At 67.8% G+C, this 18,364-nt stretch carries 17 protein-coding genes; 11 read left to right on the forward strand and 6 right to left on the reverse strand.

What is annotated here, in order from left to right:
- Nucleotides 1-68: 68 nt before the first annotated feature.
- The 7 genes from WBA97_RS01395 to WBA97_RS01425 are packed head-to-tail and all read left to right on the forward strand — an operon-like array spanning nucleotide 69 to nucleotide 7,116.
- Nucleotides 69-875 (forward strand): SCO2525 family SAM-dependent methyltransferase, encoded by an 807-nt coding sequence (locus tag WBA97_RS01395; RefSeq protein WP_424228781.1) that lies wholly within the window; start codon nucleotides 69-71, stop codon nucleotides 873-875.
- A 20-nt stretch (nucleotides 876-895) separates the two neighbouring features.
- Nucleotides 896-2,734, forward strand: a complete 1,839-nt coding sequence (locus WBA97_RS01400) for an SCO2524 family protein (RefSeq protein ID WP_424228782.1) — start codon at nucleotides 896-898, stop codon at nucleotides 2,732-2,734.
- Nucleotides 2,731-3,651, forward strand: a complete 921-nt coding sequence (locus WBA97_RS01405) for an SCO2523 family variant P-loop protein (protein ID WP_424228783.1) — start codon at nucleotides 2,731-2,733, stop codon at nucleotides 3,649-3,651. The genes WBA97_RS01400 and WBA97_RS01405 overlap by 4 nt, the downstream gene beginning before the upstream one ends.
- A gap of 2 nt (nucleotides 3,652-3,653) precedes the next feature.
- On the forward strand, nucleotides 3,654-4,610 hold the full coding sequence (locus WBA97_RS01410) for an SCO2522 family protein (protein WP_424228803.1): 957 nt from the start codon (nucleotides 3,654-3,656) through the stop codon (nucleotides 4,608-4,610).
- A gap of 13 nt (nucleotides 4,611-4,623) precedes the next feature.
- Nucleotides 4,624-5,595 carry an SCO2521 family protein gene (locus WBA97_RS01415; RefSeq protein WP_424228784.1) on the forward strand — a complete coding sequence of 324 codons (972 nt, stop codon included), beginning with the start codon at nucleotides 4,624-4,626 and terminating at the stop codon, nucleotides 5,593-5,595.
- 28 nt (nucleotides 5,596-5,623) lie between these two features.
- On the forward strand, nucleotides 5,624-6,574 hold the full coding sequence (locus WBA97_RS01420; protein ID WP_424228785.1) for a hypothetical protein: 951 nt from the start codon (nucleotides 5,624-5,626) through the stop codon (nucleotides 6,572-6,574).
- A gap of 29 nt (nucleotides 6,575-6,603) precedes the next feature.
- A complete protein-coding gene (locus WBA97_RS01425) occupies nucleotides 6,604-7,116 on the forward strand; it encodes a GNAT family N-acetyltransferase (protein ID WP_424228786.1) in 513 nt (170 codons plus the stop codon).
- 12 nt (nucleotides 7,117-7,128) lie between these two features.
- Here the strand turns inward: WBA97_RS01425 and WBA97_RS01430 are convergent, their stop codons facing one another.
- Complete coding sequence (locus WBA97_RS01430; protein WP_424228787.1) at nucleotides 7,129-8,406, reverse strand: PHB depolymerase family esterase; 1,278 nt, start codon at nucleotides 8,404-8,406, stop codon at nucleotides 7,129-7,131.
- A 234-nt stretch (nucleotides 8,407-8,640) separates the two neighbouring features.
- Between WBA97_RS01430 and WBA97_RS01435 the strand changes: the two genes are divergently transcribed.
- Entirely contained in the window at nucleotides 8,641-9,468 is an 828-nt protein-coding gene (locus tag WBA97_RS01435; RefSeq protein WP_424228788.1) for a PaaX family transcriptional regulator C-terminal domain-containing protein, read from the forward strand.
- A 9-nt stretch (nucleotides 9,469-9,477) separates the two neighbouring features.
- Here the strand turns inward: WBA97_RS01435 and WBA97_RS01440 are convergent, their stop codons facing one another.
- The 3 genes from WBA97_RS01440 to WBA97_RS01450 form a co-directional block, all read right to left on the reverse strand.
- Complete coding sequence (locus tag WBA97_RS01440; protein ID WP_424228789.1) at nucleotides 9,478-10,554, reverse strand: tartrate dehydrogenase; 1,077 nt, start codon at nucleotides 10,552-10,554, stop codon at nucleotides 9,478-9,480.
- Nucleotides 10,555-10,643: 89 nt separating this feature from the next.
- Nucleotides 10,644-11,351: a hypothetical protein gene (locus WBA97_RS01445; RefSeq protein ID WP_424228790.1), complete on the reverse strand. Its 708-nt coding sequence runs from the start codon at nucleotides 11,349-11,351 to the stop codon at nucleotides 10,644-10,646.
- A gap of 88 nt (nucleotides 11,352-11,439) precedes the next feature.
- On the reverse strand, nucleotides 11,440-11,895 hold the full coding sequence (locus tag WBA97_RS01450; protein ID WP_424228791.1) for a hypothetical protein: 456 nt from the start codon (nucleotides 11,893-11,895) through the stop codon (nucleotides 11,440-11,442).
- A 311-nt stretch (nucleotides 11,896-12,206) separates the two neighbouring features.
- Between WBA97_RS01450 and WBA97_RS01455 the strand changes: the two genes are divergently transcribed.
- The 3 genes from WBA97_RS01455 (at nucleotide 12,207) to WBA97_RS01465 (ending at nucleotide 16,188) form a co-directional block, all read left to right on the forward strand.
- Nucleotides 12,207-13,517 carry an RICIN domain-containing protein gene (locus tag WBA97_RS01455; RefSeq protein ID WP_424228792.1) on the forward strand — a complete coding sequence of 437 codons (1,311 nt, stop codon included), beginning with the start codon at nucleotides 12,207-12,209 and terminating at the stop codon, nucleotides 13,515-13,517.
- Nucleotides 13,518-13,559: 42 nt separating this feature from the next.
- Nucleotides 13,560-15,053 carry an RICIN domain-containing protein gene (locus WBA97_RS01460; protein WP_424228793.1) on the forward strand — a complete coding sequence of 498 codons (1,494 nt, stop codon included), beginning with the start codon at nucleotides 13,560-13,562 and terminating at the stop codon, nucleotides 15,051-15,053.
- A gap of 460 nt (nucleotides 15,054-15,513) precedes the next feature.
- Nucleotides 15,514-16,188 (forward strand): GOLPH3/VPS74 family protein, encoded by a 675-nt coding sequence (locus WBA97_RS01465; RefSeq protein ID WP_424228794.1) that lies wholly within the window; start codon nucleotides 15,514-15,516, stop codon nucleotides 16,186-16,188.
- 13 nt (nucleotides 16,189-16,201) lie between these two features.
- On the opposite strand, the gene sbnB is transcribed toward WBA97_RS01465, so the two are convergent.
- Both sbnB and sbnA read right to left on the reverse strand, forming a co-directional pair.
- Nucleotides 16,202-17,218 carry a 2,3-diaminopropionate biosynthesis protein SbnB gene (gene sbnB, locus WBA97_RS01470; protein WP_424228795.1) on the reverse strand — a complete coding sequence of 339 codons (1,017 nt, stop codon included), beginning with the start codon at nucleotides 17,216-17,218 and terminating at the stop codon, nucleotides 16,202-16,204.
- Between the two features lie 11 nt (nucleotides 17,219-17,229).
- Complete coding sequence (gene sbnA, locus WBA97_RS01475; RefSeq protein ID WP_424228796.1) at nucleotides 17,230-18,228, reverse strand: 2,3-diaminopropionate biosynthesis protein SbnA; 999 nt, start codon at nucleotides 18,226-18,228, stop codon at nucleotides 17,230-17,232.
- Nucleotides 18,229-18,364: the final 136 nt, after the last annotated feature.

The following is an 18,364-nucleotide window of genomic DNA, read 5'->3' on the forward strand; positions in this document are numbered from 1 at the left end:
CTGAATACGCGTCGTGGACGCAGCGTAACCGCTGTTGTACCATCCACCTACCGGAAGTAGGGCGAATCATGAGCCTCGAAGATCGCAAAGGTGAAGGTCAAGAAGGCGGTGGCCACGGTAATCGTGATTACCCGTGGAACGAGTTCAACGCCGCTGAGTACTTCAAGTTCAATTATGTCCACCTCCGGGATGACGATCGTGAGATCGTCGAAATAGTCCGAGACTTCCTGGCGAGGAAACTCAGGGATTCGCCCCTGCCCGCCGGTGCCCGGGGTATCGACGTCGGCACCGGAGCCAACCTGTACCCTGCGCTGACGATGCTTCCGTTCTGTGACAGCATCACCCTCTACGAGCACTCCGAGGCCAACGTCAAGTGGTTGCGGGACCAGACGGAGAACGACGTGCCGTCATGGGACGAGGCGTGGAGCCAGTTCTGGAAACTGCTCATCGAGCGCGAACCGTACAACAATGTTCCTGAGCCGCGCACGTTGTTCTCCGACCCGGACCGCGTCCGGGTCGTGAAGGGTGATGTCCTCGCCCGCTCCGCCCTCGGGCTGTTCGACATCGGCACGATGTTCTTCGTGGCGGAGTCGATCACCGAGGAGCGCGCTGAGTACCTCGAGGCGATGGACCACTTCTTCACCATGCTGAAGCCGGACGCGCTGTTCGCGATGGCGTTCATGGAGCATTCACAGGGCTACCAGGTCGGCGTGCAGAAGTACCCCGCGACCGACATCGGCGAACGAGACGTGTGGAGCTGCCTGAGCAAGCACGCGAGTGATTTCTCCCTGCACCGGCTCAGTGCGGAGGACAGGCCCCTGCGCGAGCACTACACGGGCATGATCGTGGCGCACGGCCGGCGCAAGAAGAACTAAACATACTGGAGGGTTTGTTCTTGAGACTTCAACCGCGACTGCAAACCCTCGAGATTTGGCGTGCTGTCGCCGGCTTCTCGTATCCAGACGGGGAGTGGAAGTGGGGTGGCCGGTACGACCGCAACTCGATCAGCGACGCTGAACAGCTTTTGTGTCTCATGTACCCGGCGGCCGACGTCAGCAACCTCGCGGTCGACAAGCCGGACGCCACCAGTGAGGACGTGCTGGAGGCGTTGCGGCCGCTCGGCAACCGGACCGAGATTCCCAAGGTGCTGATCGACGTGCTCGCCGACTACATGTCGACGTATCGCACGAAGGACGGCACCCCGGTATTCTCCGGCGACACGTACTTCGCCCCCGTGGAGAAAGGCGTCGAGCTCACCGCGGAGCAGCGAGCGCTCGACGTCGTCGACTCCTTCGCCATGTCGATCTCGCTCGCCTTGTCGACGCTGGGTTTTCTGCGGGTGTTCAACAGGTCGGTCCACAAACCGTTGCTGAAGCAGAGGATCGCCGATCTCGAGGCCGCCACCAGCGCCCGCCTCACGGCGGCGATGATCGGTCTGCTGCGCAGCTTCGCCGTCAACGTCTTCGACGCCGACTCCGAACAGGGGCGGGTGCTCCTCAGCACCCTGAACCAGGAAGCGCTGCCCAACCGCTCCATGCTCGATGAGCTGCGGCGGACGCTGCAGCCGATCCGGGTCAGCCTGCGCGAAGCCACGCTCGGCCTGAGCCAGGACGAGGCGCTAGAGGACGAGGACACCTTGTTCGAGTGCGGGTGGTCGTGGGGCGTGACCCATGACGCGCCACCCGTCGTCACGACCGCGAGCATCGGTGTCCAGCCCGACGGGGTCGCACTCAGCGCACCGTTCCTGTACTTCACGGTGGTCGCGCTCGACGGCATCAACGACCTGTTCTCCGACCGGACACGCATCCTGGGGCTGCTCAACACCGAACAGCAGAACCTGGCACAGGCACTGCAGCTGCGCTGGGACATCACGCTCGCCTACTGGTCCAGGATGGCCCGCTTCGGCAAGGGCAAGTGGCCACTGGAGGACATCCCGTGGCGGACCACCGACAACGAGGAGTCCACGTACTTCAGCCTCCTGGTCAGCGCCGTGGTGCTGCTCGACCTGCTGGCCCGCCGCGCGACGGACGACGACCTGACCCGGACGGTGGCGATCCTCGAGGAACTCGCGATCCGGGGGCGGGTCAACCGCAGGGTCACCAGGGGTGACTCGGCGACCCTGTTGCACGTTCCCGGTGTCCGGATCGAACTGTCCGGCGCGGAGAAGCTCGGCTCGGTGATGAGCTGGGTGGTCTCCGACTACGCAGCACTACTGCTCAAGCGCGCCGTTCGCGCGGCGGAGCTGTCCAGGAACAGTGTGGCCCGGGAGCGGCTGCTCACCGTGGCGGAGGAGTCACTGACCCACCTGTGGCGGCGCAGGCTGACCGGAGGAGAGGGATCCGGGCTGTGGGACGACCCTGGCGAGGTCTTCCCGGGAGTCGAGGGCCACTACAAGCTGCCCACCTGGAGTCTGACCGAGCGGATCATCGAGAGTCTGGTGATCGCGGCCGCGGCCGTCGGCGCGGCGCCGATCCGGAGCACCAGACTGCAGGAGATAGCGGGTGACCTGCTCGGCGAGGCCGACCACCTGTTCAACCAGGAACAGCTGCAGACCTCCCGCCACGGCACGTCCCCGATGAACGAGAGCCTGCAGCGGATCGAGAACAAGCTGTCGCGGGCCCGCACCCTCCTCCAGGAGCGACCGGGCACCGCGACGGCCATCGTCATCGACGTGCTCCGCGAGTTGGACGAGTTCGCCGTCGCCCGGCAGGACGCATTGAGGAGCGCGGAGTGACGCTGATCTTCGCGACCTCCGACAAGGGTGGCACCGGCAGGTCGGTCACCAGCTGCAACATGATGTACCGGCGCGCACTGCAGGGTGACAACGTCTGCTACCTGGACTTCGACTTCGGCTCGCCGACCGCGGGCGCGGTGTTCGAGGTGTCGTCCGCGATGACGGGCATCGTCGGGAACGGGTTGCATTCGTACCTGCAGGGCCGGGTCGTCGAGCCCAAGCGCCTCGACCTGTGGACGACCTCGGACCGGTCGGCGCTGCGGACCCGGCCGGTCGGTTCCGGCGCGCTGACCCTGCTGCCCGGTGATCGAGGTGGCGGCGAGTTCGCGCTCACCAAGGACGTGACCCGTCGGTGCACCGAGCTCTTCCTCCGGCTCGAGGAGGAGTTCGACATCTGCCTGGTCGATCTCAGCGCGGGCCGTTCCTTCGCGGTCGACCTCGCGCTGGAGGTGTCCGGACAGCAGGCGCTCAGCGAGATCACCTGTCGCTGGCTCATCTTCCACCGGTGGACCCGGCAACACATCGTGGCCGCGAACGGGCTCGCGTTCGGCGACCGCGGGATCCTCAAGACCGCCAAGGCGTACGGCCACGAGGAAGACCGCCTGCGGGACTCGATCCGGTTCGTGCGCACGGCTGTGCTCGAACCGGACTCCACGCTGCTCACCACGATCAGCCCGGCCAAGTCCGCGTGGTTGCGGGAGTGCAACCGCGATCTGCAGGAATGGGCGTCCCGGCACGAGTTGGGGCTCAGTAACGTCCTCGGTCAGACACCGTTCGACCCGATGTTGCAGTGGCGGGAGCAGCTGATCTCGGACGGGGACGTGTACACCACCCGCATCGCCGCCGAGGAGACGGCCACCGCGTTCGACGAGCTCGCCAAGTGCCTCACCGACGACTCGGCGTGGGAGGGGCTGTGACCATGACCAACGCCGAGTTCCGCGAGGAGACCGCCGACAGCCACGTCGAGGAGGTCGCGCTGTCGCACCTGTCGCTCGAGCTCGGCCACCTGTACATGGACGACTACCTCGCAGGCATGGACCGACTCGTGGCGCAGTTCCTCGGGGTCGCACCGTGGGCCGAGGTCGCGCGATCGGTCACGGCGGCGAACAGCGGCACCGGCCGTCCCCGAATCAGCACGTGCTTCCTGATCGACGACTACTTCACCCAGTTCTCCTCGCCGGCCAAGGTGCTGCCCGACGTGCTCGCCGCCGCCGAGGCGGCTGGCCTCACGATCGACTACATCGCGCGTGAGTCGGCCTGTGTCGTCGCGGACGGGGTGCCGCTCGCCGAGATCGTGGCCGGCCGGCTCACCGCGCGGCCGCCGCGCGGCGCCAACGGCCGCAGGCCGCCGACGGTGGAGGTCGGCTGGCTGTGCAACGGCCAGCGGTCTCCCGGCGTCGACGCCAGCGAGGCGATGGCCAATCCGCACTGGCTGCCGCCGGAGGAGACGGAGGCCACGAACCACTCGATCTTCCTCGATGTCGAGCTGTGGTCGGACGAGCACGGGAAGCGCACCTGGTCGTGCGCCTTCCTCGCGTCGGTGTGGCAGCTGGTCCGGCTCGGCATGATCCGGAACTCGGGGCGCAACGTCGTGACCCCGGTGCCCATGTCCGCCGACTTCCCCGACGAGTGGAAGGACCTCCCACCGGTCGTCCGGGTGGCCGACACGGCCTCGCCGTTCTGCGCCTACCGCACCCAGTCGGTGCTGCCGAGGCGGTTCCTGAACGTCGAGCACGCGGTACAGGTCATCGTCGGCCAGTACTCGGCCCTGCCGGCCGTCATCGACCAGATCGCCTCCAGGATTGGTCGTGAGCGTCTTGAGTTGCCAGCCGATCTCACAGAGCGGATCGACCACGTCTTCTTCAACGGCGGCTGAGCAGGACACCGCGATGCTGGTGATCGGCGAAGTGCGCACCTGCCTGCTGCAGAACAGAGCGGCGGCGAGTTCGGTGGATGTCGCCGAGTTGCTCCGGCTGGAAGCCGGCGAGCGGGTGCGGACCTCGGAGCGCCCGGTGGCCTACGCCGTGTCGCCGGCCCGGCTCACCGGGCTGGACTGCCGGTTGCCTACCGAGTCCGGTGCCCGGGTGCGCGGCATCGGCACCGCCACCGCTCGCACCACGGTCACCGGCGGCCGGCTCCTGCAGGGCTCGGTCTTCACCCGCGTCGAGCGCGGCGCCACGGACCGGCGCCTTCCGTGGTCGCACTACCTCGCCATGCCCGGGATGATCCAGTCCACCGGTCGCTTCAACCCCGCCGACGTGGTGAAGGGGTTCCTGACCGACCCGCTGCCGGACACGGTCGTCGACCTCGGCTCGGTGAGCGAACAGGTCATCCGGCAGGTGCAGGCCAGCGCCCGGCTGGACCACGTCACCCCGTTCAAGGCGCGACGCACCCGGCTCAAATGGGTCGCCTGCACCGGTGGCCCGGCCTACGGCGTGTTCACCATCGCGGACGACAACCTGCGCACCTTCACCATCTCCGCCGACGCGGCGCCGATCGAGTCGATCGTCGAGCTGTGCGAGGACCTCGCGCTGCACGACTGGTTGCTCACGACGGTCCAGCGGATCGTGGAACGGAGCCGGATCGGAGCGGCCAGCAGCGAGAACGTGTTGACGCGCCTCAGGCCGGCGATCGACCATCTGCTGCACCTGTGGATGCCTGGCGCTCGGGTCGCCGACGCGTTGCGCGGCATCTGGGACGACCTCGACCGGCGGCCGGGGTTCACCCCGCAATGGCGATCGACGGTCGCGCGCATCCGCGACCAGCTGTCCGTCGCCACCTTCGACCGGCTGAACCAGCTGAGCCCGACCATGTTCGAAGAACTCGTGAGTGGGGGTGGTTCCGTTGGGGGAGCCCGGTAACACCCGTTCAGTCATACGGAAGATCGGCGTGACGCTGCTCATGGGGGCGATCTCGTTCCCCTTCACGCAGCTTCTGTTCTCCGATCTGCCCGGCCAGATCGCCGCTGCGGCGGTGTTCGGCAGCATCGCACTCGTCGTTCAGTTCCTCATCGACTTCGAGCACCGGCTCGGCCGCGTCGAGGACGGCCTCCAGGCCGCGGTCAAGCAGATCCGGGAGACGGTGCAGCAGGGTTTCGCCAGGGTGAACGACGCGACCGAACTGGTGGCGCGGATGGAGACAGCCGGAGTGCAGAGTGTCGCCGTCACCAAGCTGGTAAGTCGCGCGGCGGCGATCAGTCCGCACGCCTCGGCCCTGGTCCGCAACTTCGTCCACCTCGAGGTGGATCGGGTCTCGGAGCTCCTGCGTGGGCTGACCGTGAACGAAGCCACCTACGACGGCGAGGACCAGGACTGGTTGCTGAACCTGACCAAGTGCGTCACCAGCTCCATCGACGCGATCAGCATTCCCGAGGTCGACGCGGCGGGGAACACCTACCACAGCTTCTGGGCGTCGCCAATGGGCGTCAGGTACCTCGACACGCAACGCGCGTCCGGCAGCCGAGGAGTGCGGATCCGGCGGGTGTTCGTGACCACGCACGACAACGTGGGCACTGATTCGGTACTACACAGTATCTGTCAGTCCCAAGTGGACTCCGGCATCGAGGTGCGGCTGCTTTACCCCTCCGCCGTGCCGCCGGAGATCCGCGGCCAGATCACCGACTTCATCCTCTTCGACGACGAGATCTGCTATGAGAGTCACCCGGCGCCGCACGTGGACCGCGGCGCCGCGCCCATGATCCTCTCCAACCACCTCGAGCTGCGCCACGACCGGCTGCAGGACCGGATCGATCGATACCGGATCATCTGGGAGTCGGCCAGCCCATGGGACCAACTCGTGGCTCCGGAGCGGGTGCTGACCGCGGTACCGGACGAGTCCTGAAACAACCCATCCCTGGGGAGGACGAGTAGATGAGCGCTGACAACGGGATTGTCGCGCAGGACGTGTCCGTTCGTCAGGCGGTACCCGACGATTTCGAGGCGTTGCACGAGGTTGACGGACGGGTGTTCGGCGATCTCGGCTACCCGTACTTCACCCTTCGTCAACTGTTCGACGGGTTCCCGGAGTGCTGGCTGGTCGCGGCCGGCTCGAAAGGGCTCGTCGGCTACTCGCTCGGGGTGCCGAGCATCGACCGCTCGTACGCGTGGTTGTTCGGCCTGGCGGTCGATGCCGCCCACCGCAACCGTGGTTACGGCAGGCGGCTCACCGTGGCCACATTGGACATGCTCAGAGCCATGCGCGTCGAGACCGTGCGGTTGACGACCGAACCAGAGAACGAGGCGGCGATCCGGCTCTACCAGGCGTTCGGATTCCGGGAAACCGGGTTCCGGAAGAACTACCTCGGCCCTGGTGAGCACCGCTTGCTGATGACGCTGCGGCTCGGCGGCATTCCGACGCCCCGGCCGGATCGCGGGCAGGGCTAGCTTGACGGGGCACTAGCTGACCTGCTCAAGGGATGGCGTCGCGATGGTGCAGGCCGTGTCGTTGAGTGTGAAGGACGCGGGTTTGCCGGTGTTGCCGGTGTGGGTGGCCTGGAACCCTATGTTGACCGAGGCGTTCGGCGCGATCGTGGAATTGTGGTTGGCGTTGCGTGCCGTCACCTGCCCTGATGATGGTGTGTAGGTGGCGTTCCACCCGGACGTGATGGTTTGACCGGTGGGCAGGGCGAATGCCAGGGACCAGCCGTTGATCGGGTCGGTGCCGGTGTTGGTGAGGGTGATGTTCTCGGTCAGGCCGGTGTTCCACGCGCTGACGGTGGCGGTGACACCGCACGCACCCGGCTCGGGTTCTGGTGTCGTATCCGAGTTGTCCAGTCCGAAGAACGCGATGGCGGACGCGGCCATGCCGCTTGAGGGCAGGCTGTGCCCGGCGCCCTGGATGCTGTAGGCCTCAACCTGGACGGTGCCGGCGGCGTCGGCGTAGCGGCGGCGGTTCCAGTTCGGTTGCGGGGTGTCGGTGGAGGTCGGTGTCTGGCTCAGCCCGAACACGTTGGTCCACTGCTCGATCTCCTCCTGCAGCAGGGAGTACGGCACGAGGGTGTCGGCGGTGCCGTGCCACAGTTGGATCCTTGGGCGGGGGCCGGTGTAGCCGGGGAAGGCCTGCCGGACCGCGTCTCCCCACTCCTGCGGGCTGCGGTTCATGCTGCCGCCGGTGCACCTGCTGGCGCCCGGTGGGTAGTCGGCGGCGCCCGCGAAGCAGTTGAACGGTACGCCCATGAAGGCCGCGCCTGCCTTGAACACGTCGGGGTAGAGCGCGAGCATGTGGTTGGTCATCATGCCGCCGGAGGACGAGCCGGTGGCGTACACCCGGTTCGGGTCGCCGCCGTAGGTCTGCTCGGCGTAGGTCACCATCGAGACGATCGAGACCGGGTCGCTGCCGCCGCCGCGCCGCTTGGCCGCGTCCGACCAGGTGTCGAAGCACTTCCCGAACCCGGCCTGCTGCTGCGCGCTGGGATAGATGACGATGAACCCGTACCGGTCGGCGAGCGAGGCGAACTCGCTGCCCGAGTGGAAACCCGGACCCGACCCGCCGCAGCCGTGCATGGCGACCACGATCGCGGGGTTGGCCGGGCGGGAGTCGGGCACGTAGATGTGCATGCGCATCCCGCCGGGGTTGGTGCCGAAACCGGTCACCTCCACCAGCGACGCGGCGGCCGCCGCGGGTGGGAACACGACTCCGGTGATGGCGATCAGCAGAGTGCTTGCGAGTGTCACGAGCGCCGTTCTGATCATCGTTGACCTCCGGTTGGCGAACCCCTCTTCTCGAAGATATGCATTCTGAGAACGACCGTCAACGATTTGCCGAATATCAGGCGGCGCGATGCTGGGAGCGCTCCAGATAGTCGAAAGTTTCGTTCCCGATGTCCTGCGAAGACTTGAAGATCGTCAGTCGGATGACGAATATGGTAGGTAGGTCGGCATCGGGTCGATCCCGAGACGAGGTGACCGATGCCGTCATCCGGTGATCCCTCCGCCGGTGGCGAGGTCGTGCGGCCGGAGACGCTGCTGCTCACCCTGTTCGGCGACCAGGTACTGGACCGTGGGACAGCCGTGTCGACCGGCGGTGTCCTCGCGGTGCTGGGCCGCCTCGGCGTCGGTGAACCCGCCGCGCGCGCGACGCTCGCCCGGATGAGCCGCCGTGGCCTGCTCCGCACGGTTCGCCGCGGCCGCCAGGCGTTTCTCACGCTGACCGAGCACGGGACCTCGGTACTGCGCGACGGGCAACGCAGGCTGAACGGCGACGTCGTCGAGCGGCACTGGGACGGCAGGTGGACGCTGTTGACGTTCTCTGTGCCGGAGACCCGGCGCGCCGACCGGCATGCCCTGCGCACCCGGCTGGCCTGGTTCGGGTTCGGCCTGTTGCGCAGTGGCCTGTGGGTCTCGACCTCGGCCACCGACGTCTCACCGGCGCTGGCCGAACTCGATCTCCTCGAGCACGCCGAGGTGTTCCGCGCAGAAGCGATCATGTGGACCGATCCCGCGCGGATCGCCAGGGAGGCGTGGGGCCTGCCCGAGATCGCCACCGGCTACGACCGGTTCCTCCGCCGCTGGAACAACACGGCCCGCGACGACCTCGATGAACTGTCCCGCCGCGTCCGGCTCGGCGCGGAATGGCTGCTGCTCATCCGCCACGATCCGGTACTGCCCGTGGCACTGCTGCCGGGGGACTGGCCGGGCGTCCGCGCCGCCGCCCTGTTCCGCACCCTGCGCCACCAGTGGGCCGGTGGGGCCGACAAGCTGGCCGAGGAACTGTTCGAGTCCATTATGGACGAATGACGGACCTCGCTACAGGTTGTCGATGATCGTCTGCGTCACGGTGTCCGTGTCGGCGGTGCCGCCGACGTCGCGGGTGCGGATGCCGTGGGCGGTGGTGGTTTCGATGGCGGTGTGGATGCGCTTGGCCTGGTCGTGGAGGCTGAGGTGGTCGAGCATCATCGCGGCGCTGCCGATGGCGCCGATGGGGTTGCACACGCCCTTGCCCGCGATGTCGGGGGCTGAGCCGTGGACGGGTTCGAACATGCTGGGGTAGCGGCGTTCCGGGTTGAGGTTGGCACTCGCGGCGAGGCCGAGACTGCCTGCGAGAGCGCTGCCGAGGTCGGACAGGATGTCGGCGTTGAGGTTGGACGCGACGACGACCGACAGGTCCTCTGGCCGCAGGACGAACTTCGCGGCCATGGCGTCGACGAGGACGCTTTCGGTCTCCACGTCGGGGTAGTCGGCGGCGACGCGGCGGAAGGTGTCGTCCCACAGGACCATGCCGTACTGCTGGGCGTTGCTCTTGGTGACACTGGAGAGCTTCTTGTGGGCCCTGGTGCGCGCGAGGTCGAAGGCGAACCGGATGATGCGTTCGCAGCCGACCTCGGTGAACAGGGCGGACTGCACGGCGACCTCGCCGCCCGCGCCGCGTGCGGACAGGTTGCGGCCGCCGAGCCCGGCGTACTCGCCTTCGGAGTTCTCGCGGACCACCACCCAGTCCAGGTCGGTGTCGTCGGCCTTGCGCAGCGGGCTGGTGATGCCGGGCAGGAAGGTGACGGGGCGGACGTTGGCCCACTGGTCGAAGTTCTGGCAGATCCGCAGCCGCAGGCCCCACAGGCTGACGTGGTCGGGCACGGTGGGCCAGCCGACCGCGCCGAAGTAGATGGCGTCGAAGTCACGCAGCGTGTCGAGGCCGTTCTCGGGCATCATCGCACCGTGTTCGGCGTAGTAGTCCGAGCCCCACGGGAACTCCTGCCAGTGCAACGCGATGGTGCCGCCCGAGCTCGCCTCTATGACGTCGAGGACCGCCCGTCCCGCGGCGACGACCTCGCGGCCGACACCGTCGGCGGGGATGGCGGCGATGCGGAACCGCTGCGTGGCATTCATGGGTTCTCCGGTTTCGTCGGGGGACCTGTGCGAAGGGTAGACAACCGGGGTGGGCGCGGCCCCTCGGCGGACGACCGGGCTGGGCGGAGTCAGTCGGGGAGTAGGCGGCGGCCCTGCCAGGTGCCGTGTTCGGACAGTGGGCGGAAGCGCATGAACGCGGACTCGTGGTGGAAGTCCTTCCTGCGCTGTTCGGTCATGGCCACCGCGTGGGTATGGGCTTCCGGCACGTCGCCGCGGCCGTGCACCATGTCGGTCATCTCGCGGACCGTTCGCCAGATGGAGAAGGTGGAGAACGTCCTCGGCGGGCGGATCGCGGCCGTGGCGAAGGTGGTGCCGGGGTGGTTGGCGACCAGGCGCTCCACCGGCCGTCCCCAGCGGAGGAACCGGAAGAGTTCCGGCAGTCTGAGCCGCGCGAGCGTCACGGCGACGATCGGTTCGTCCTGGTCGGATCGGCCCGCTCGCGGTGGCAGGTCGGGCAGCGCGGCGAGCTGCCCGTAGCGGCGCAGGAACCGCAGGCGCACGTGCCAGCCGCCGGCCAGCTGCCTGCCAAGCCGGTCGTGTGCGAGGAAGCGTTCCAGCGCGGTTTCGTCGTCCCATTCGGCGAACATCGCGATCCGGCCGAGCTGCAGGCGCGCGAGGGAGATGGGCGGCGATCCGAGCTGCATCATCGCCAGGCACTCCGCGTGACGCAGCCCCGGTGTCGTCCGCGCGGTCGGCGGGCGGACGAGCGCGCGTGCCGTCGACGTCGCGGCCAGCTCCGCGAGGTGGAAGGAGTGGATCAGGCCGTCCTGCCGCATTCGCCGAGCCTATCCGCGCAGGTAACGCACTCGTCGCACCGGGCATCGTCTGAATGACCGGCGCGACGAGGGGGCGGTCGTGCGGGCGTCAGTTCCCGAGCAGTGTGGCGACGGCCAGGGACAGGCTTGATGGGCTGGTGGCTCCCGTCAGCAGTGGGCGGGCCGAGTCGGTGGTGAGCTCGTGCCGGGTGGTCCCGTCGTCGAAGCCGTTGCGTGCGCCGCCGCTGTAGCGCACGACGACCTCCCGGGTGCCGTCGGCGGTCTTGATCCGCAGGACGACGATCTCAGCGCCGTCGCTTTCGGAGCTGGTGGGATCGTCGGGTCCCTGGCCCTCGGGTGCCGACTGGATGGCGGTCGCGGCTTGTCTGGCCGCGGCGCCGGTGACGAGGCGGGAGGACAGCTGACAGGCCGCGACCAGCGCGTCCTGGACAGCGTCGGCGGCCCGTTCGTGGTCACCGATCACGAGGTACGCGAACCGCATCAGTGCGTCACCGTTCGCCTCGACCCAGGACGGGAAGTCCGGTGGATCATTGCTTCCGCTCAAGACAGCCACCTCCGCTGATACCCACGCACCGGGCCCGCATTGCATTGCATCGGTCGAGTGAAGGACGGAATCCCGAGCCGCTCGGACTCGCCCGTGAGCCGTCGGTGAGTCGACCGCAATTCCGGCCGGTCTGTTAGCGATAACAGAGCTGGCGCGCGTGCCTTGCTTGAGATTCAATCTTGAGCGAACAGGTGGTGTTCTGTTAGCGTTCACATGGACTGGCGCCCGTTTTCACCGCGAACAGTGCTCCTCCGTGACAGGCCTGCACCGCTTCCCGGGCTGAGCCGACCTCACCTGCTAGGAGATCATCCGTGCACGGACAGCTGAAGGTCAGAGGCTGGCTGGCCCGCCTCATCCTCGTGGCGCTCACCGTCGCAGGCACCGCGGTGGCCGTCGCATCACCCGCACACGCCGACCCCGGCTACGTCTACACCACGTTCAAGGGAGACGCCGCCGCCGACCAGGAGCTCTGGGTCTACTCGTCGACCAACGGCACGAACTTCGGCGTGCTGGCCGACACCAACTACCGCGGTCCGTCCGGCGTGCTACGTGACCCCAGCATCATCGCGCACAACGGGCTCTACTACCTCGCCCACACCGTCCAGTCATGGACCACGAACTCGACGTACTTCAACATCGCCGCCAGTCCCGACCTGGTCAACTGGACACACGTGGCCAGCGTCAACTCCGGCATCGCCGACCCGCGATTCACGTGGGCGCCCGAGTTCTACGTCGAGGGCGGCACCATCCGGATCATCGTGAGCATCGCCCAGACGACGTGCTCCAACTGTTTCCGCCCCTACGTCTTCACCGCCCAGAACAGTTCGCTGACCTCATGGAGCGGACCGGTGCAGATGGGTGGGCTCGGCTACAACCACATCGACACCTACGTGGTGAAGTCGGGGAGCACCTACCACGCCTTCGCCAAGAACGAAACTTCCAAGTACATCGAGCACTGGACCAGCGCGAGCCTCACCAGCGGGTGGGGCAACCAGGGCCAGTTGTGGAGCTCTGGCTACGAGGGCCCGGCCGTGTTGGCCATGAGCGACGGCTCCTGGCGCATCTGGGTCGACAAGTACACCAACGGCGGCATCTGGACGGCCACCAGCTCGAACCTGGACTCCTGGTCGGGTCTGAGCCAGATCACGTGCCCCGGCTGCCGCCACGGCACGATCCTGCCGGTGGCCGACGTGCCCGGGTCGGCGCCCGCCTACCGCGTGACCAATCGCAACAGCGGCAGGGTAATGGACGTCATGTCCGCCTCGACCGCGGACAACGCCGAGATCAAGCAGTGGACCTGGAACGGTGGCAGCAACCAGAAGTGGACGTTCCAGGACGCCGGCGGCGGCTACTTCCGCATCGTCAACCAGAACAGCGGCAGGTGCCTCGACGTGGCGAGCGGCTCCACCGCCGAAGGGGCCAACATCATCCAGTACGCCTGCGGCAGCGCCACCAACCAGCAATGGCAGTGGCAGGCCACTGGGAGCTACTTCCGGATCGTCGCACGGCACAGCGGCAAGTGCCTCGACGTCGTCAACTCCGGCACCGGCGACGGCGCCGACATCCAGCAGTACACCTGCGGCAGCGGCACCAACCAGCAGTGGAGCCGCACCGAGGTCTGAGCCCACTGTACGCAACGAAGCGATCCAGTGATTGGACATCTCATGGCACTGATCATGGCGTCTGATGGTTACCCGGCAGGACCAGCGCGGAGCACCCGGGTGCTGAACGCCATCGTGGTGACCGCGCTCGCCGTGCTGGCAAGCCTCGTCGTCCCCGCGTCGCCTGCCCATGCCGCCACCAGCCAGTTCCGCGGCATGAACTGGGCCGTGCTGGGTGACAACTTCAGTACCGGCACGCTTGTCGTGCAGGGCCTGAGCCAGTCCGACAGCAACGCGACAGTACGGGCCAAGGCCAACGCCCTCTACGACGACATGGCCGCCACCATGGGGGTCAACACCGTCCGGCTGCCCATCAACACTCACACGGTGGCCAACACGAACTGGTGGAACGCCTACCGCGGCGCCATCGACGCCGCCACCGAACGTGGGTTCAAGGTCATCCTCGCCTACTGGGAGGACGGCGCCGCCTCCGGTGGCAGGATCACGAACCTCGCCGCGTGGAACACGATGTGGTCCAGCGTCACCGACACGTATGGCTCGAACGGCAACGTCTACTTCGAGCCGATGAACGAGCCGCATGGCTACACGTCGGCGGAATGGCGCAACGTAGCGGCGAACTGGCTTGGCTATCACACCTCGGCGGTGCCGGGCCGGGTGCTCATCGGCGGCACCGGCTACAGCCAGGATCTGCGCGACATCTGCAACGACAGCCGCTTCAGCTCGACGCTGCTTTCCTTCCACCACTACGCCTTCTTCTACGACGCGATGACCTACGATGCCTTCCGGACCCACATCCAGACGCGGCTGGGCAACTGCGCCTCCCGCGCGGTCGCGACCGAGTTCGGCGCGCCGATGTCCACCGGCCTCAACTACGGCGAGGCGAACAGCACCGACAATTTCGTGCGCCACATCCGCGCCATGGCCCAGGTCCTGCGTGACAACCAGATGGGCGGCACCTACTGGCCCGCCATCGGTGGCAAGCCGACCGGAAGCTCTGGCTACGACCACTACTCGATGTACGCCATGAGCGGCAGTGGCACCAATCTCGAACTGTCCGTCCGCAATCCCTCCGGCGCTGACCGGATCCGGTATGCCTGGGGCGACACCATCAGCGGCGGCACGATGTACCGGCTCACCGTGCGCCACAGCGGGAAGGCCATGGACGTCCAGCAACCGAACACCGACAACGGTGCGCGCGTCGGCCAGTACACCTACGGCGGAAACGCGTGGCAGCAGTGGCAGTTCCAGGATGCCGGCAGTGGTTACTGGCGCATCATCAGCCGTCACAGCGGAAAATGCCTCGACGTGTTGAGCGCGTCAACCGCCGACGGTGCCGAACTCGCCCAGTACACCTGTGGCTCCGGCACCAACCAGCAGTTCCAGATGGTCACGAACGGCAGCTACTTCCAGCTCCGGGCCCGGCACAGCGGCAAATGCGTGGACGTACCGTCCGCATCGACAGCGGACGGCGTGATCCTCAAGCAGTATCCGTGCAACACCGGCACCAACCAGCAGTGGTCTCGCGCGGTCGTCTAGGCATCGGGACGAAGACCGTTCGAACGCAGACACTGGGCCGACGAGGCGTGTCCTGCCTCGTCGGCCCAGTGTCTGCGTGTCCAGGGGACTCAGTGCGTCCGGCTGGCGGTCCGGCGGCGTCCGCCGAACAAATGGCCGAGCACACGGAACGGCAGAGTGAGAACGCTCATCACTGTGCCCATGACCGAACCAGCTGCTTTCCTGCCTCGGCGTGCTGGCCTGACCATGATCGAGCCTCCAATTCGTCGGGTGTGTCCAGTCAGAGAGTGCCCCCGTCGTGCTCACCCAAACCGGTGACGGCGATCGGTGGATGAGGCATGTTGGTGGCATGGCGACATTCAATCCTCGTGGGGCGACTGGAAAGGCGCCCCGTTCGGGCCGAAGTCCGAGCTGCACGTGTCGATCTACCGCAAGCCATGACGATCAGCGGTGCGCGGCTCGCGGCGTTAGCCTCGGGGCCATGCTTGTAGCTCATGACCTGTTGCTCCTGTTGCTCGACGACGAGACCGGGAAGATCACCTCCGGTGCCGCCGAACCGGACAAGGCACTGGCCGGGGCGGTGCTGATCGACCTCGCCGCCCGCGAGTTGGTCGGTGTCACGACCGAGGGCAAGAAGGGCCGGCTGGTCACGCTCGGCGGTCAGGTGCCGCCGGAGGCTGTGTTGCGCCATGGGCTCGCGGTGGTCCGGGAGAAGGAGGGGCACAAGCCCCAGTCGGTGCTCGGCCCGTTGGCGAAGGGCCTGCGCGACCAGCTCGCCTCTGACCTGATCGAGGCCGGCGTCCTGCGCCACGAGGAGCGGAAGGTGCTGGGCCTGTTCCGCACCACCCGGCTCCCCGCCGCCGACTCCTCGCACGAGGCTGGGCTACGCGACCGGCTGACCGCGGTCCTTACCGGCGCCGCTGTGCCGGACGGGCACACCGGCCCGCTGATCGCTCTCCTGCACGCGATGGGCGCGGTCACGTCGGTCATCCCCGTCGAGGACAAGCGTGCCGCCAAGCGCCGGGCGAAGGAGATCGCCGATGGTGACTGGGCCGCGGCCGCTGTGCGCAAGGCCGTCGAGGAGGTCCAGGCGGCGGTCATGGCCGCCGTGATCGCGGCAACCACGGCGTCCACCGCCTCGGCGGGCTCCAGCTGACCCGGGTACGGCGTCAGCTCGCCACCTCGCTGAAGAAGTCGGGCACCGGGGTGCCGCCGTCCTGTGTGGTGACACCGGCGTGTACCCATTGGCCGACGGCGAGGTCGAGTACGCCAAGGCCGAACGGGGAGAAGATCACCGGTTTGCCTGCCGGGCGGGTGACGCGTCCGGTGAGCAGGTCGGCGAGGGTGCCGTGAACGAAGTCGCGGTTACCGGTCCGTTGTTCGGTGAGGTGGAGCGAGGTTCGTTCGCGGACCGCGTGGTCGATGTCGTCGGTGTAGTTGTGTGCCGCGAGGATCAGCTCCGGGGACAGGTCGCGCAGTGACACGTGCAGGACGACCGGCGCGTGGTCGAGCAGGGCGGGGTCGTGCAGGTGCGGTTCGCCCGCGACGGTGGTGAGCAGCACCAGGTCGCAGTCGGCGAACGCGGCCGAGGCGTTGTCGACCGCCACCACGTCCGGTGCGCCCTGTTCTGTGAGTGCCGCACCGAAGCGTTCCGCCGCGGCGTGGTCCAGGTCGAACAGCCGGAAGCCGCCGATGCGCCAGTCGAGGTCGCGCAGGAACTTCCACACCTGCCTGGCGATCAGGCCGGTGCCGACGATGCCCACCCTGGCCGCCCTGCGCTCGCCGACGATGGTCTGCGCGGCGAGGACCGCGGACGCGGCCGTGCGGGCGGCGGAGATGATCGACGACTCGAGGCACGCGAACGGGTAGCCGGTCGTGGCGTCGTTGAGCACCAGCACGGCCGACGCGCGGGGGATGCCGCGCTCCCGGTTGTCCGGGAAGCTCGCGATCCACTTGATACCAGCGACGTCGAACTCGCCGCCGAGGTAGGCGGGCAGCGAGATGATGCGCGACCTCGGCTGGTGCGGGAACCGCAGGAACGCGCTCTGCGGGTTCACGCTCTCACCCGCGTCGTGCGCGAGGTAGGCCCGGCGGACCACGTCCAGGCACTCGGCGCGGCGGCCTTCGAGCTGTCCCGCGACGTCGGCGCCGCTCAGCACCCGCAGGTTCGGCAATGGTGTGGACATCTCGATCCCTTTCATGCGGCGGCCGGGCACGGCTCACCGGTGCGGAGTGTCTCGACCCAGGCGGGGTTGTAGACGGTGTCTGCGTAGGCGTGCCCCCGGTCGGCGCACAGGAACGCGACCGTCGGCGTGCGCCTCGGCACGGGGTGGGCGGCGAAGTAGCGCTGGATGGCGTGGTAGACGCTGCCGGTGGAGCCGCCCGCGAACACGCCGTGCTCGCGGAGCAGGTCGTGGCAGCCGGTGACGGCGTCGGGTTCCGGCACGAGGACGACGTCGTCGATGAGCGCCTGCCCGACCAGCGGGGGCACGATGCTCGAGCCCAGCCCGGGGATGCGGCGCAACGCCGGTGGCGCGCCGAAGATCGCGGAACCGGCCGCGTCGACCGCGATCACCGCGCAGCCGGGGAAGGTTTCCTTGACGCGGTGGGACATCCCGGCGATCGTGCCGCCCGTGCCGACCCCGACGAACAGATAGTCCAGGCGCGGCAACGCGTCGCACAGCTCACCGCCGGTGAACCGGTGGTGCGCCTGCGCGGCGTCCGGGTTGCCGTACTGGTCGGGCCAGTAGGCGGTCGGGTCACCCGCGAGCAGCTCCGCTACCCGCCCGAGGCGCGTGCGCAGGTAGCCGCCGGTGCCGTCCGGTTCGGTGACCTTCGCCACGACCGGGCACAGCACCCGCAGGAACTCCTCGGTGCCGCGGTTGCAGTTCGGGTCGATCACCGGCACGAACCGCACCCCGAGCGCCACCGCGCAGGACGCGAGTGACAGCGCGAAGTTGCCCGACGAGGACTCGACGACGGTCGTCCCGGCGCGCACCTCACCCCGGGTGATGGCCTGTTGCAGGATCCACAGCGCGGTCCGGTCCTTGGCGCTGCCGTTGACGTTGCAGAACTCGAGTTTCGTGAAAAGGTCCAGCCGGTCGTCGCGCAACGTGAGCAGCGGCGTCGGGGTGAGCCCACCGCGCAGCACGCGGAGCCTGTCGGTCAACGGGCCGTCCGCGGGACCGGTTGTCATGCCCTACAGGGAAGCCACACCGACTGGCATTCGACTCGTACCTCGTTGGTAACGCCGGTCAACCCGGCGAAACCGGCGATTACCCCACGGTGACCGGCCGTTCCTAGCATCGGAAACGCGGTCCGGGACTGGTGTT

Source organism: Actinophytocola sp. (assembly GCF_049647105.1).
GTDB lineage: Bacteria > Actinomycetota > Actinomycetes > Mycobacteriales > Pseudonocardiaceae > Actinophytocola.